Origin of the sequence: Rhizobium tumorigenes (assembly GCF_003240565.2) — a bacterium.
In the GTDB taxonomy this organism is placed as follows: domain Bacteria; phylum Pseudomonadota; class Alphaproteobacteria; order Rhizobiales; family Rhizobiaceae; genus Rhizobium; species Rhizobium tumorigenes.
In genome coordinates this window covers 220,891-235,655 of the sequence record NZ_CP117258.1, presented here as the reverse complement: position 1 = coordinate 235,655, position 14,765 = coordinate 220,891, and the positions used below count along the sequence as shown (strand labels likewise).

Below are 14,765 nucleotides of genomic sequence, written 5' to 3'. Positions count from 1 at the left end.
TCTAGATACTGACGAATGTCTGCCGGAAAGCCCTGACCTTGGGAAGGTTAAACTTCCAACGCCCGGGAGGGTGCTCGCGGCGGCAAGCCGCGAGCGGTATCGATCATTTCGGATAGCCGGCCTTCTTCATGTCGCGCTCGACCTGTTTCTGGGCATTGTCGAGGGCGGCGGTGACGGTCTGCTGACCGGCAAGCGCAGACGATATCTGCTGGCCGACGATGGTGCCGATGCCCTGGAACTCAGGAATGGCGACGAACTGGACGCCGGTATAGGGCACCGGATCCTTCGTGGCCTTGGTCGGATCGGCCGACAGGATGGCCTTCAGCACGGCCGCGGCAAATGGCGCTGCCTTCTGGTACTCCGGCAGGTCATAGGTCGATTTGCGCGTGCCCGGCGGCACGGCGACCCAGCCTTCCTTCTCTCCCACCAGCTTCACATAGTCCTTGGAGGTCGCCCATTTGACGAACGACTTGGCGGCCTCGACCTTGGTCGATGTTGCCGGGATCGCCAGGTTCCACGACCAGGACCAGCTAGCGCCGTTCGGGGTGACCGCTATCGGGGCGGCCGTGAAAGCGATCTTGTCGGCAACCTTGCTCTGCTTCGGATCGAACACGCGGCCGGCGGCCGACGTTGCGTCGATCCACATGGCGCAATGGCCGGTCGCAAACAGCGCCTGGTTTTCATTGAAGCCATTCGATGTCACACCGGGAGGACCGTATTTGGTCAGCAGCTCGACGTAGTCGGTGACGGCCTTTTTCCAGGGCGCCGAATTGATCTGCGGCTTCCATTTCATGTCGAACCAGCTGCCGCCATAGGTGTTGATCATGGTTCCGAGGAACGCCATGTTCTCGCCCCAGCCCGGCTTGCCGCGAAGGCAGATACCGTAATGCTCCTTCGACTTGTCGGTGAGCTTGGCCGCGTATTCCTTGATCTGGTCGTAGGTCGGCTTCTCCGGCATCTTGAGACCGGCCGCATCGAACAGGTCCTTGCGGTACAGCGTGAACGAGCTTTCGGTGTAGAACGGTACCGCGTAGAGCTTGCCGTCGACTGTCAGGCCGGCCTTGATCGGCGCCAGAAGGTCGTCGTAGTCATAGTCGCTGCCGAGATCGCCAACCGGCTCCAGCCAGCCGGACTTGCCCCAGATCGGCGCCTCGTAGCCACCGATGGTCATGATGTCGAACTGGCCGCTCTTCGTGGCAATGTCGGTGGTCAGCTTCTGGCGAAGGACATTTTCCTCGAGCACCACCCAGTTCAGCTTGTTGCCCGTCTTCTTCTCCCACTCGGGCGCCAGCTTCTGCATGATGATCATGTCACCATTGTTGACGGTGGCAATCGTCAGTTCCTCGGCCTGGGCCATTCCTGCCATCAGGCCGATGCCGACGGCAGATGCGGTCAGCGTGCGAATAATTGTTGTCATGACTTCGTTTCTCCTCCCGAAAGAAAACCTACGCATAAAATTACATGCGTAAAGTTTTATTGCAACGAAGCGTCCTGCTGTCAACCGACCGAAGATGAACGCTGCCGAATTTCCGGTCATATCTCGAAAATCATACGGCATAATGGCTGTTTTATTTGCTTGATTACGCTTACCTGCACAGGAAATAAGCAATCCGCAAGGCATGCGCTAATTTACTCGCGTCAAATTCTGTTGACTCGCGATTTCCCTTTCTTTAGCCAAGAGGGACCGCCGCATTGCATTATCCGTCCTTGGCGGGGCGAGGGAGGTAAGATGTCTGCTTTACAGACCGGAGGGCTTGCGCCTGAAGCGCTCGGGCCGACGATCACGATCGGCGAAATCCTGGTGGAGATCATGGCAACGACGGTCGGCCACGGTTTTCTGGAGCCGCAGGCTCTGATCGGCCCCTTTGCCAGCGGCGCGCCCGCGATCTTCATCGACCAGGTCGCGCGCATGGGCGGATCGGCTGGCATCATCGCCAGCGTCGGCAACGACGATTTCGGCAAGCTCAATATCGACAGGCTGCGGCGCGACGGTGTCGACGTCTCGGCCATATCTGTCATCGGCGATCTCCCAACGGGCAGCGCTTTCGTACGCTACCGACCGGATGGCGCCCGCGATTTCGTTTTCAATATCGCCAGCTCCGCTGCCGGCCGGATCCAGCTGACGGCACCCGCAAGGGCGCTGATCGAGCGCGGCGGCCACTTGCATGTCATGGGATCGGCTTTCGCCATTCCGGGCGTCTCCGACATTATCCATTTTGCCGTCTCGGCGATAAAGGCCCGTGGCGGCTCGGTATCCTTCGACCCCAATGTTCGGAAGGAACTGGCAAATGGCGGGGAGGGCAGGCAGGTGCTCGATGACATGCTCGCCGTCACCGACCTGCTGCTGCCGTCCGATGACGAACTGCTGATTGCAGCCGATACCAGCGACGAACCGACTGCCATCGACAAGCTTCTCGGTATCGGCATTGGCGAGATCGTGCTGAAGCGCGGCCGCCATGGCTCTTCCTGTTTTGCGCCGGGATCGCCGCCGCTTCATGCCGCCGCCTTCGCGGTTTCCGAAGTCGATCCGACCGGCGCCGGCGATTGTTTCGGCGCCACCTATCTTACCGCTCGGCGAATGGGCTCGACGCCGGAGCGCGCGCTGTTGCTGGCCAACGCCGCCGGCGCCCGCAACGTCACGCGGCAGGGGCCGATGGAGGGCGTCTCCAGCCTTGAGGAACTGCAGGAATTTGCGCGAACCACACCGAGGGTAACCTGATGAACCAGCTGCTGACATGCCTCGCCACCTGCCGGAAAGAGGGCTCGCCGTTCGGCATCACCTCTGTCTGCTCCGCTCACCCGACGGTGCTGCGGGCAGCGTTGCGCCGAGCCAAAAATAACGGTCGCCAGGTGCTGATCGAGGCAACGTGCAACCAGGTCAATCAGTTTGGCGGCTACACTGGCATGACGCCGGCAGCCTTCATCGACTTTGTCTGCGCGATCGCCAAAGACGAAGGCCTGGAGCGCTCCCGCATCCTGTTCGGCGGCGATCATCTCGGTCCAAACCCATGGAAGAAAGAGACTGCCGAGGCGGCCATGTCGAAATCCGAGACGCTGGTCCGGGACTACGTTCTGGCAGGCTTCAGCAAGATCCATCTGGATACGTCGATGGCCTGCGCCGGCGAGCCAGCGAGCCTCGGCGACCGGATCATCGCCGAGCGTGCAGCCCGTCTTGCCGCAGTCGCCGAGCAGGCAGCCCGGGCCAACGGCCTCGCCCCGCCTGTCTATGTGCTCGGTACCGAGGTACCGATACCCGGCGGCGCCGACCACGCCCTCGATACGGTGGCGCCGACTTCAGCCAGTGACGCACGTTCGACCATCGAGATTCACCGCGAGGTATTCGAGCGGGCAGGACTTGCCGATGCCTTCTCCCGGGTGATCGCCTTCGTCGTCCAGCCCGGCGTCGAATTCGGCAATGCCAACGTCATCGCCTACAGGCCGGAGGCGGCATCGGATCTCGGCGCTGTCCTCGATGAGGTCCCTCACTTCGTCTTCGAGGCCCATTCCACCGACTACCAGACCGCCGAGGCGCTGTCGGCACTGGTGCGCGATGGCTATCCTATCCTGAAGGTCGGACCCGGCCTGACTTTCGCCTACCGCGAAGCCCTGTACGGCCTCGACCTGATCGCGTCGGAACTGGTCTCGGATTATGGCGACCGATCGCTGATACACGCCATGGAAGACACGATGCTCGCCGATCCCGCGAACTGGCTTGGCCATTATCATGGGGAGGGGAATGCGCTGAGAGTGGAGCGGCATTACAGCTACAGCGACCGGATACGCTATTACTGGGGCAAGCCGCAGGCAGCGGAGGCGGTCAAAAATTTGCTGCTGGCGCTGCGTGGCGTCGTCATCCCGGAAACCGTCGCCAGGCAGTTCCTGCCGAACCTTGCTATATCGTCGGGGATTCCGATAGATCCCGAACTCGTTCTCATCCGGTCGGTCGATGCCGTCCTTGAGACCTATGACGCCGCGTGCCTGGAGCAACCGGCGTCCGCTTGATGCAGCGGAGACATCGCTTAACGCATCGGCGGATAGGTGATTTTTAGGGGGCATGGCGATCGAGGTGCGAGCGCCATGCCGAAGATCAGTCAACGCCTGATATCACTCGGCGGCCTGCAGGGCAGGGACCTCCGGGTCGCCCGAAAGCTCCCCCTTCATCGCCGCAGCAAACTGGACTTCATCCAGTTCGTTCTCCCAACGCGCCACGACGACAGTCGCAACCGCATTGCCGACCAGATTGGTCAGCGCACGGCATTCCGACATGAAGCGGTCGATACCGAGGATAAGCGCCATGCCGGCGATTGGCACCGAGGGGACGACGGACAGTGTCGCGGCCAGCGTAATGAAGCCGGCGCCGGTGATGCCGGCAGCACCCTTGGAACTCAGCATCGCCACCGCCAGCAGCAGGATCTGGTCGCCGAGGGTCAGTGGTGTGTCGGTTGCCTGGGCAATGAACAATGCCGCCAGCGTCATATAGATGTTGGTGCCATCGAGATTGAACGAATAACCGGTCGGAATGACCAGCCCGACGACCGACCGCTTGACGCCGGCCCGCTCCATCTTGTTCATCAGGCCTGGCAACGCAGCCTCCGAGGAAGACGTACCGAGAACGAGCAGGAGCTCTTCCTTGATGTAGCGAAGCAGGTTGAGAATCGAGAAACCGTTGTACCATGCGACGGCACCGAGCACGACCAGCACGAACAGGATCGAGGTCAGGTAGAAAGTGCCGATCAGGAACGCGAGATTGGCAATCGCGCCGATCCCGTATTTGCCGATGGTAAAGGCCATGGCACCGAAGGCGCCGATGGGCGCAAAGCGCATCAGGATGGCGACGAGGCGGAAGATCGGGGCCGTCAGCGCCTGAAGGAAATCCGAGACCACGCGTCCACGCTCTCCGACGGCACCGAGCGCGATGCCAAAGAACACCGAGAAGAACAGCACCTGCAAGATGTCGCCCTTGGCAAAGGCGCCGACGATTGTGTCGGGGATAATGTTCATCAGGAAGCCGATGATCGTCGCATCGTGCGCCTGGGCGGCATAGGTGTTGACCGCCTTGGTGTCGAGAGTGGCTGCATTGATATGCATGCCCGCGCCGGGCTGCAGGACATTCGACACCACGAGGCCGACGACGAGAGCAAGCGTCGAGAAGATCAGGAAGTAGAGCAGCGCCTTGCCGACGACGCGACCGAACTTCTTCAGGTCCGACATGCCGGCGATACCGGTCGTCACTGTCAGGAAGATCACGGGAGCGATGACCATACGCACCAGCTTGATGAAGGCATCTCCAAGCGGCTGCATGGAAGCGCCAACCTGGGGATAGAAATGTCCGAGCAGAATACCGGCGGCAATGGCCGTCAGAACCTGCACGTACATCTGTCGATAAAAGGGAAGTTTGCCCTTGGTCGGGCTACCAGCGTCAGGAATTATCACAAGATCCTCCTCTTCGCCCAAACCGATCTCTCGGCCCTCCGGGCTGCAAATGACAAGCAGCCCTCCGACTGCAAGCTGCATGACTTGCAACATCCATGCCAATCTCCGCAGATGTCATAAGTGTTTGCGTAAAATGGAGTTTAGTGAAAGCCGTTCGACCAATTCGGCGCTTGTAGTGCGGAAATCCGCACAAAGCCGTTGAGGTCTGGCTGGGATTATGCACAGATGCAGCATGTTTCATCGCCCCCAACCTCACAACCAGACACCTCTGGACCTTGCTCAGCGCCACCGCCGCATATGGCTCGCCTTTGCTGCCACCAGCGCGCTGGTCCTGACTGTCGTGCTTTATACGGCCGGCATCTACGGACGGTCGGTTGCAGTACATGCGCTGGCAGACCAGGGGCGGACCGATGCCAATCTGAAAATCGCCTTGCTGCGGGCGGTCCTCGAGCGGCCACGCGCCCTGCCGTTGCTGCTGGCCGACGACCTGCAGGTGCGCGACGCCCTTGCTACCGCAGACGACCAGCCCGTGCGGCTACTGGATCGCAAACTGGAAAGCCTGGTCTCCGGCACCAAGGCCTCCGTGCTCTATGTCATCGACAGAAACGGGATCGCGATTGCCTCCAGCAACTGGCAGGACCAGCTGACATTCGTCGGCAAGGATTACTCTTTCCGCGACTATTTTCGCCGCGCCATTGTCGACGGAACGGCCGAACATTTCGCCCTCGGCAACACCAGCAATCGGCCCGGCCTCTATATCTCCCGCCGCGTCGGAGACCCTCGGTCACCCATCGGCGTGGTCGTCGTCAAGATGGAGTTCGATCAGCTGGAAGCCGACTGGCGCGAGACCGCGCGCCCTGCCTATGTCACTGACGACCGGGGCATCGTCCTTGTGACCAGCATCCCGTCCTGGCGTTTCATGACGGATGCACCGCTGGCGAGCGACCGCCTGTCGGCCATCCGCCGAAGCCTGCAGTTTGGCGACGCGACGCTCACCCCCCTGCCGATCACCGCGCCGGTGGCGCGCGATGCGGATGCATCGATTGTCCGCGCTGTGCTGCCCGGCACCAACGCCGGAGAATATCTGCGCCTGAAAGCGGCGGTGCCCTCGACGCCGTGGACGCTGAACTATCTCGTGCCGACGGACGCTGCGATCGCGACCAATATCCGCGAGGATCGCTTCATCGCGCTTGCGATAGTCCTGCCGGTTCTGGCGCTTGCCGCCTTCCTGTTGCGTCGCCGGCATGTCTCCGCGATGGAGCTTGCCGTCGGGCGTGTAGCCCGCGAGGAACTGGAGCGCCGGGTGCTCGAGCGCACCGACGATCTCAGCCGCGCGCGAGACCGTCTCGAGGCAGAGATTTCCGGCCACCGGACGACGGAGGCCAAGCTGCAGGTGGTTCAGCAGGAACTCGTCCAGGCGAACCGGCTGGCGATCCTCGGCCAGGTGGCGGCCGGCGTCGCCCATGAAATCAACCAGCCGGTTGCCACCATCCGTGCCTATGCCGACAACGCCCAGATCTTTCTGGAACGCCATCAACCCGGGCCTGCCAGGGAAAACCTCAGCCTGATCGCCTCGCTGACCGAGCGGATCGGCACGATCACGGAGGAACTGAAAGCCTTTGCCCGCAAAGGCCGGACGTCGCCTGTGCCGGTCGATGTCCGCGGCATCATCGAAGGCGCCGTGGTGCTGCTCCGCAGTCGCTTTGCCGGGCAAATCGAGGCGCTGGCGATAGACCTGCCGCCCCGGGGCATGATGGTCATGGGCACCCGCGTCCGGCTGGAGCAGGTGCTGATCAATCTCTTCCAGAATGCGCTGGAAGCGCTCGAGGGGCGCAACGACGCGCGGGTTGCGGTATCGGTCTGCGAGACGCCACACGAAATCGCCATCAGCATCGCCGACAACGGGCCGGGCATCGCGCCGGAAATTCTCGATTCGCTGTTTACCCCGTTCAACACCTCGAAGCCCGGCGGCCTTGGTCTTGGCCTCGTCATCTCCAAGGACATCGCGGCCGATTTCGGCGGTCGCATCGATGTCGACAGCGGCGAGACCGGCACGCGCTTCGTCCTCCATCTGCCAAAGGCACCCTCATGAACGAAGCGCCGCTCATCCTGCTCGTCGACGACGATGCCGACCTGCTGCGGGCAACGGCCCAGACACTTGAACTTGCCGGCTTTTCCGTCAGCGCATTTTCTCGGCCACGCGATGCTGTCGAGGCCCTCGACATCGCTGCCGTCAGCGTCGTCGTCTCGGATATCCGAATGCCTGGCATGGACGGGCTGGAGCTTTTTGACCGCGTCCAGCAACAGGACGACGACCTGCCGGTGATCCTGATGACCGGCCACGGCGATATCCCGATGGCGGTGCAGGCCATCAAGGACGGCGTCTATGACTTCATCCCGAAACCCTTCGCAACGGACAGGCTGGTGCAGAGCGTGCGGCGGGCCGTCGAGAAACGGCGGCTCGTTCTCGACAACAGGAGGCTGCGCGAAGCAACCGACCAGGCGCAGGACGGCCTGCCACTGATCGGCCAGACACCGGCGATGGAGCGGCTACGGCGCACACTGCGCCAGATTGCCGATACCGATGTCGACGTGCTCGTGACAGGCGAGACGGGTAGCGGCAAGGAAGTCGTGGCCAGCCTGCTGCATCGCTGGAGCCGCCGCTCGAAGGGCAATTTCGTCGCACTCAATTGCGGCGCGCTGCCGGAAAGCGTGATCGAGAGCGAGCTGTTCGGCCACGAAGCCGGCGCTTTCACCGGCGCCCAGAAGAAGCGCATCGGCCGCATCGAACACTCCGGCGAGGGCACGCTGTTTCTGGACGAGATCGAGAGCATGCCGCAGTCGGCGCAGGTCAAGATGCTGCGGGTGCTGGAGATGCGCGAAGTCACACCGCTCGGCACCAACGACATCCGGCCGGTCGATCTTCGTGTCGTCGCGGCCGCCAAGATCGACCTTAGCGATCCTGGTCAGCGGCAAGGCTTTCGCGAGGATCTGTTCTATCGGCTCAACGTGGTGACAATCTCCATTCCGCCGCTGCGCGACCGGCGCGCCGACATCCCGCTGCTTTTCGGCCATTTCGTCGATCGTGCCGCCGTCCGGTTCAACAAGCAGCCACCGGCCGTGCCGCCGGATGTGCACCGCTATCTCCAGGCGCACGAATGGCCGGGCAACGTCCGCGAACTGGCGCATTTCGCTGAGCGCTTCGTCCTCGGCCTCGCCGACACCGGCCTTGCGCCGCCGGGAGCCAATGACGGATCCAGCCCGATCCTATCGCTGCCTGCGCGGATGGAGCAATACGAAGCCGATCTGATCCGAAGCACTCTCCGGGAACACGACGGCGACATACGGCTGACGATCGAAGCACTCGGCATCCCCCGCAAGACGTTTTACGACAAGCTGCAAAGGCACGGTATTACGCGCGGAGACTATGTGAAGTAGGGGATGGCGCCTCAGGCACGCTCGGCGCTGAGACCACCCGGACGCTGGAGGTAGCGGCCCATCTGCTTGGTGCCTTCCAGACTATCGCCGTTGACGATGGTCTTGCCCCTGAGAATGACGCGCACCGGCCAGCCGGTGACCTCGAGGCCCTCATAGGGCGTATAGTCGGCGCCGTGATGCAGGATATCGTTGCTGATGGTCACGGACCGCAGGGGATCCCAGAGAGCGATATCGGCATCCGAGCGGATGGCGATGGTGCCCTTCTGCGGGTAAAGACCGTATTGCTTGGCATGGTTCGTCGACGACAGCGCGACAAAGCGGTTGAGATCGATCCGCCCCTTGCCGACACCCTCGGAGAACAGGATCGGCAACCGCGTCTCGACACCCGGAATGCCGTTCGGTATCCAGCGGAAATTGTGCTTTCCCTTCTCATTGAGCTTGCCTTGGTCGTCGTCGTAGCGGAAAGGGCAATGATCTGAGGAGAACAGCTCGAAGGTACCGTTCTGCAGGCCCTCCCAGCAGGCGATCTGGCTTTCCGCATCGCGCGGCGGCGGCGAGCAGACGAACTTGGCGCCTTCCAGCTCGGCCGCATCGAGATCGTCAGCGGTCAGCAGCAGATATTGCGGGCAGGTCTCGCCGGCGACGTTGACGCCGCGTGAGCGCGCCCGCTGGATCTCTTCCATCGCCTGTCGGTTGGAGACATGCACGATGACAATCGGCGTCTCGACGATTTCGGCCAGCGACAGGGCGCGATGGGTGGCTTCCCGCTCGGCGGCTATCGGCCGGCTGGAGGCGTGGTATTTCGGCGCTAGCTCGCCTTGTGCCTCGTGCTTACCGATCAGAAACTGGATGGCGTCTTCGTTCTCGCAATGGACCATGACGACAGCACCGGACCGTCTTGCGGCGTCGAGCGTATCGAGGATCTGGTCATCGCGAAGCCGCAGGCTTTCATACGTCATAAACACCTTGATCGAGGTGTAGCCGTCATTGACCAGCGCCGGAAGCTCCTGGCCGAGGACGGCCGCGGTCGGGTCGGTGACGACGAGATGAAAGGCGACATCGACGTAGCACTCCCCATCCGCCTTGGCATGATAGACCTTCAGGCCCTCGCGCAGGCTCGTGCCCTTCTCCTGCATGCAGAAAGGCAGCACCGTCGTGTTGCCGCCAAAGGCCGCCGATAACGTGCCGCTGGCGAAATCGTCGGCCATGACGATACCGTCGCCGGAAGGCTGGGCGAGATGGACGTGGCTGTCGATGCCTCCCGGCATGACGTAGAGCCCTGTCGCGTCGATAATCTCGGCGGCATCAGCGAGACCAGTTTCGAGCGCTGCGATCCGGCCATCGATAATGCCGACGTCGCATTCGAACGTTTCGCTATCGGTGACGACAGTTCCGTTCCTGATGATCGTATCGAACCGCATGCTGCACTCTCTCTCTTTCGGGCTCTTCTTCAGGCTGTCGCGCTGAGCATGCCGACGTCGCTGCCAAGGATCGCGTCAAGCGACGCAATCAACCGGTCGACTTCCTCCAGCGTGTTGTAGTGGACCATGGAGACGCGCACAGCCCCATGATATTGCGGCAAGCCGATGTGATCGCCAAGCCGTCGCGCGTGGAAATCTCCGAAGCGGATGGCGATCTTGTGGGCATCCATGGCCTTGCAGATGCTTTCGGAATTGCGCCCCTCGAAGGCAAAGCTGATGGTCGGTATGCGGCTTCCGCGCGCATTGTCGCGTTCGCCGAATATGTGGCAGTCGTTGCGGCTGCCGAGGTAGCCGAGCAGCCGGTCCGCCAGCGCGTTTTCCTGCTTCGCGATGACGTCGAAGGCCGTGACGATCTTTTCACGCAGACCGCCGCTTGCGCCGGCGCGTTCACCGAGTTCGGCCAGATAATCGACGATGCCGGTCAGCGAATAAGCGAGCTCGTAGTTGGCATTGCCGGGCTCGAGCTTGCCGGGCACTTTGTCCCGCCCGTAGAAGAAATGATAGAGCGGATCCAGCTCGAGCAGATGATCGTATTTGCCGTACATCATCGCGTAGTGTGGGCCGTAGGTCTTGTAGAGGCTGAAGACGTAATAATCGACATCCCATGCCTGCACGTCGATGGCGCGGTGCGGCGCGTAGGCGACGGCGTCGACGCAGATACGGGCGCCACGTGCATGGACGAAAGCGGCAATCTCGGCGATTGGATTGATCGATCCGAGAATGTTCGAGACATGGGTGACGCAGACGAGCTTCGTCCGCTCCGTCATCAACGGCGCGAGATCGGCCATGTCGAGCACGTAGGTCTCGGTATCAAGCGGCCAGAACTTGAGGACGATGCCGGCATCCGTCAGGCCTTCCCAGGGGCCTATGTTCGATTCGTGGTCGGAGATCGTGACGATGATCTCGTCGCCCGGCTTCAGTTGGCTGCGCATGCCCTTCGCCAGGTTCTGCAGCAGGACAGTCGTCGAGCCGCCGAAGACGATTTCCTCGGGACGCGACGCATTGACCAACTGCATTGCCGCCATCCGCCCGTCCGCAAGCGCCTTTGCCGCCTGCAGCGAGACGTCGTAGCTGCCGCCGATCTGGACGTTCTTGTCATAGAGGAAGCTGGTCATGCGATCGACCGCCGGCTTCAGGATTTGCGAACCACCGGCGTTGTCGAAAAATGTCCATCCGTTGCCGAGCCCTGGAAACTGGCTTCTGGCAAAATCGATGTCGAGGGGGCGTTGCATGAGGTGATCTCTCCCGGAATATTTTGTTTTTCAATGATTGAGAACGGCGCGCAGGAAGCTTTTGGTGCGCTCCTGTTGCGGCGCGTCGAATATCTCCGCCGGCGTGCCGGCCTCGATGATTCGCCCGCCATCCATGAAGATCACCCTGTCGGCCACCTGGCGGGCAAAGCCCATCTCGTGGGTGACGACGATCATCGTCACGCCGGTGCCGGCAAGCTTGCGCATGACGTCGAGCACCTCGCCGACCATCTCCGGATCGAGCGAGGAGGTGGGCTCGTCGAACAGCAGGACCCTCGGCTCCATGGCCAGCGCCCGGGCAATGGCGACGCGCTGCTGCTGGCCGCCGGAAAGCTGCTCCGGATATTTGTCGGACTGCTCGGAGATGCCCACGCGGGTCAGCAACTCGCGCGCCTTGCGGGCCGCATCTGCAGTTGTCGTGCCGCGCACCCGCATCGGCGCCAGCATGACGTTTTTCAGGACGGTCAGGTGCGGAAAGAGGTTGAACGACTGGAACACCATGCCGACTTCGGCGCGGACCTGCGCCAGCGCCTTGCCGCGCTCGACCTTGATGCCGTCGACATGGATTGTGCTCTCCGGCGAGAATGCCTCGAGATGGTTGATGCAGCGGATCAGGGTCGACTTGCCGGAGCCGGATGGCCCGATGACGCAGACCACCTCGCCTTCGCCAATCTCGAGATCGATGCCGTGCAGCACCTCGAAATCGCCGTATGACTTCTTGAGGCGCTGGATAGTGATGATCGGCCTCATGAGCGCCTCCCGACATTGAAGCGTTTCTCAAGCCGGGCAACGATGGTCACCAGCGGCCAGAGGAAGGCGACATAGATGATGGCAGCGCCGATCAACGGCGAGGGGTTAGCCATCAGCGCCTGTGCCTGTGTCGCCTGCTTCAACAGATCCGGCATGGCGACGACGGAGGCGAGCGCCGTGTCCTTTATGACGTTGATGCAGTTGTTGGTCAGCGGCGGAATGACGATCTTGATCGCCTGCGGCAGGATGACGTCGATCATCATCGGCCGATAGGAAAGACCCAGTGCCTCAGAAGCCTCGAACTGGCCACGGGGGATAGCCTCGATGCCGGCCCTAAAAATCTCCGCAGTATAGGCAATCGACACCAGCGTCAGGGCTGCCACGGCCGAGAAGAACGGCGAAAAGCGGATGCCGACGAAGGGCAGGGCATAGTAGACGATGATCAACAAAACGAGCAGCGGGATGGACCGGAAGAAATCCGTGTAGATCTTGGCGATCGCCCGCACCGGTGCCGGCGCGTAGAGGCGAAGCAGCGCCAGGAGCATGCCGCCGACAAGGCCGGCGATAATGCTGGTGATACCGATCTCGAGCGTCACCCAGAGCCCCGATATCAGAAGTGGAAACGCCCTGATGAGGACAGGAACGTTGAAGAATGTCGTGAAAATATCCATGAAACCGCCGGTCAGATCGTCGGGAAAAGGATGGCGACATCAGCCGCCATCCCCGTCGGGCTAGCCGGTTACTTGGCGGCCGGCATATCCATGACCTTGACCGTCGAGGTGGTGTCTTCGGCCTTTGCGCCGAACCAAGTCTGGTGCAGCTTGGCGATATAGCCTTCGCCCTTCAGCGTGGTGATGACGTCATTGACCTGCTTGGCAAGCGCATCGCCCTTATTGAACATGATCGAATACTTCTCGCCGGTCGGAATACGCTCGACAACTTTCAGGTTCGGCTTGTCCTTGACGTAATACTGCAGCGCCGGGATGTCGCTGATGTAGCCGTCGATGCGGCCGGCAACGAGATCGAGCATCGCAGGCTGCAAGCCTTCGAAGCGGCGGATTTCGCCGAGCCCGTATTTGCCGGTATTCTCGGTCGCCCACATGTCGCCGGTGGAGCCGGTGTCGACACCCACGACCTTGCCCTTCATCCCGGCAAGATCGGCAATGCCGCTGGCTGCCGTCACCGTCAGCGACTGGTCGCTATCGTAGTAGGGTTGAGCGAAGGTGACGGATTCGAGGCGCTTGGGCGTGATGGTGATCGACGAAACGGCCATGTTAATACGGCCGGATTGCACCGCTGAGAAAAGCCCGTTGAACGGGATGTTGACGAACTCGACGGACTTGCCGAGGCGCTTTGCGACTTCAGTAACGAGGTCGACTTCGAAGCCCACTGTCTTGCCGGTATCGTCCTGGAACTCCCAGGGCACGTTGCCGATGTTGGCACCGACCGAGAGATCGGCTGCGAAAGAGATCGAAGATCCGGCAAAGGCCAGGATAGCGGTCAGAACGGTAGTCTTCAGAAATGACGGAGTGCGCATGGGTTCCCCTTGATTTATTTTACCCATCAGTTTTATGTGGTCGAACTGGTCAGACCAGTTCGACCAATCAAGCATGGCGGCCTGGCATTTGCAAGACGGCAATAAAGTAAAATAGAGTTGACGACATTAGTGGCACGACAGCATCGGCCGCGCCGGCACAAAGAAGACGTTGAATGCTCACCAGAACACTTGTTCCACAATCGGCCGCCCGGCTTATCCAGGATATGATCAAGGCCGGGGAGTTGAAGGCGGGGCAGAAGATCCCCTCGCAGCGGGAGTTTTCCGTTCGACTCGGCATAAGCCGGGCGTCGCTGCGCGAGGCGCTGCTGACGCTTGAAACGCTGGGCCTGCTCAAGACCGAGGCGGGCAGGGGCACCTTCGTGGCCGGCAACCGCCCGTCGGCAACCAACGCCATGGCACCGTGGCGCTACGCCGACAGCTATTCGGTATTCGACGTCTTCCAGACGCGCATCATGCTCGAAGGCAACATTGCGGCGCTTGCGGCCGGACGGCTGACGGGAGGCCAGTTGCAGGCAATGGAGGACGCAACGAAGACCATGGAGGAGTGCTGGGCCAGCGAGGATCTGCTGACGAATGTCGAAGCCGATCTCGAGTTCCATGGCATCATTGCGTCGGGCTGCAGCAATGCCATGCTGCGGGCACTCTACCAGACGGTCCGCGAGCAACTGACCGAAACGCAGCGACAGCCGATCCCGATCACCGAACCCTCGCGCATGCTGGCATCGGTGGCCGAGCATCGCGCCATCATCGCGGCGCTGAAATCCAACGATGTCGAACGCGCCAGGCTCGCCATGGAAACCCATGTCCGCAACACCGCGCGCTGCGCCGGTCTATTTCCCTGAAACGCCACATGAC

Annotated in this window: 12 protein-coding genes; 5 read left to right on the top strand and 7 right to left on the bottom strand. The window is 61.7% G+C overall.

The window, feature by feature from the left end; all coding sequences use genetic code 11:
• Positions 1 to 103: 103 nt before the first annotated feature.
• Positions 104 to 1,417, bottom strand: coding sequence for an ABC transporter substrate-binding protein (locus PR017_RS24680; protein WP_161959367.1), 1,314 nt, complete (start codon positions 1,415 to 1,417; stop codon positions 104 to 106).
• Between the two features lie 312 nt (positions 1,418 to 1,729).
• On the opposite strand from PR017_RS24680, the gene PR017_RS24675 reads away from it, so the two are divergent.
• Positions 1,730 to 2,719 (top strand): tagatose kinase, encoded by a 990-nt coding sequence (locus PR017_RS24675; protein WP_111221556.1) that lies wholly within the window; start codon positions 1,730 to 1,732, stop codon positions 2,717 to 2,719.
• On the top strand, positions 2,719 to 4,002 hold the full coding sequence (locus tag PR017_RS24670; protein WP_111221557.1) for a D-tagatose-bisphosphate aldolase, class II, non-catalytic subunit: 1,284 nt from the start codon (positions 2,719 to 2,721) through the stop codon (positions 4,000 to 4,002). The genes PR017_RS24675 and PR017_RS24670 overlap by 1 nt, the downstream gene beginning before the upstream one ends.
• Positions 4,003 to 4,104: 102 nt before the next feature.
• On the opposite strand, the gene PR017_RS24665 is transcribed toward PR017_RS24670, so the two are convergent.
• A complete protein-coding gene (locus PR017_RS24665; RefSeq protein ID WP_111221604.1) occupies positions 4,105 to 5,433 on the bottom strand; it encodes a dicarboxylate/amino acid:cation symporter in 1,329 nt (442 codons plus the stop codon).
• Positions 5,434 to 5,665: 232 nt separating this feature from the next.
• Here PR017_RS24665 and PR017_RS24660 point away from each other — a divergent pair, with 232 nt between their 5' ends.
• Positions 5,666 to 7,525, top strand: coding sequence for a sensor histidine kinase (locus PR017_RS24660; protein ID WP_240539083.1), 1,860 nt, complete (start codon positions 5,666 to 5,668; stop codon positions 7,523 to 7,525).
• The gene (locus PR017_RS24655; RefSeq protein ID WP_111221559.1) at positions 7,522 to 8,871 is read left to right on the top strand and encodes a sigma-54-dependent transcriptional regulator; all 1,350 of its coding nucleotides are present in this window, start codon (positions 7,522 to 7,524) and stop codon (positions 8,869 to 8,871) included. Before PR017_RS24660 ends, PR017_RS24655 begins: the two co-directional genes overlap by 4 nt.
• A gap of 11 nt (positions 8,872 to 8,882) precedes the next feature.
• Here the strand turns inward: PR017_RS24655 and hydA are convergent, their stop codons facing one another.
• The 5 genes from hydA to PR017_RS24630 all read right to left on the bottom strand — a co-directional run bounded on the left by hydA (position 8,883) and on the right by PR017_RS24630 (position 13,889).
• Positions 8,883 to 10,292, bottom strand: a complete 1,410-nt coding sequence (hydA, locus tag PR017_RS24650; protein ID WP_111221560.1) for a dihydropyrimidinase — start codon at positions 10,290 to 10,292, stop codon at positions 8,883 to 8,885.
• A gap of 29 nt (positions 10,293 to 10,321) precedes the next feature.
• The gene (locus tag PR017_RS24645) at positions 10,322 to 11,584 is read right to left on the bottom strand and encodes a cysteine desulfurase-like protein (protein WP_111221561.1); all 1,263 of its coding nucleotides are present in this window, start codon (positions 11,582 to 11,584) and stop codon (positions 10,322 to 10,324) included.
• Positions 11,585 to 11,614: 30 nt separating this feature from the next.
• Complete coding sequence (locus PR017_RS24640) at positions 11,615 to 12,352, bottom strand: amino acid ABC transporter ATP-binding protein (protein WP_111221562.1); 738 nt, start codon at positions 12,350 to 12,352, stop codon at positions 11,615 to 11,617.
• Positions 12,349 to 13,023, bottom strand: coding sequence for an amino acid ABC transporter permease (locus PR017_RS24635; RefSeq protein WP_111221563.1), 675 nt, complete (start codon positions 13,021 to 13,023; stop codon positions 12,349 to 12,351). The genes PR017_RS24640 and PR017_RS24635 overlap by 4 nt, the downstream gene beginning before the upstream one ends.
• Before the next feature lie 68 nt (positions 13,024 to 13,091).
• The gene (locus tag PR017_RS24630; RefSeq protein WP_111221564.1) at positions 13,092 to 13,889 is read right to left on the bottom strand and encodes an ABC transporter substrate-binding protein; all 798 of its coding nucleotides are present in this window, start codon (positions 13,887 to 13,889) and stop codon (positions 13,092 to 13,094) included.
• 173 nt (positions 13,890 to 14,062) lie between these two features.
• Between PR017_RS24630 and PR017_RS24625 the strand changes: the two genes are divergently transcribed.
• On the top strand, positions 14,063 to 14,752 hold the full coding sequence (locus tag PR017_RS24625; RefSeq protein ID WP_111221565.1) for a FadR/GntR family transcriptional regulator: 690 nt from the start codon (positions 14,063 to 14,065) through the stop codon (positions 14,750 to 14,752).
• Positions 14,753 to 14,765 lie beyond the last annotated feature (13 nt).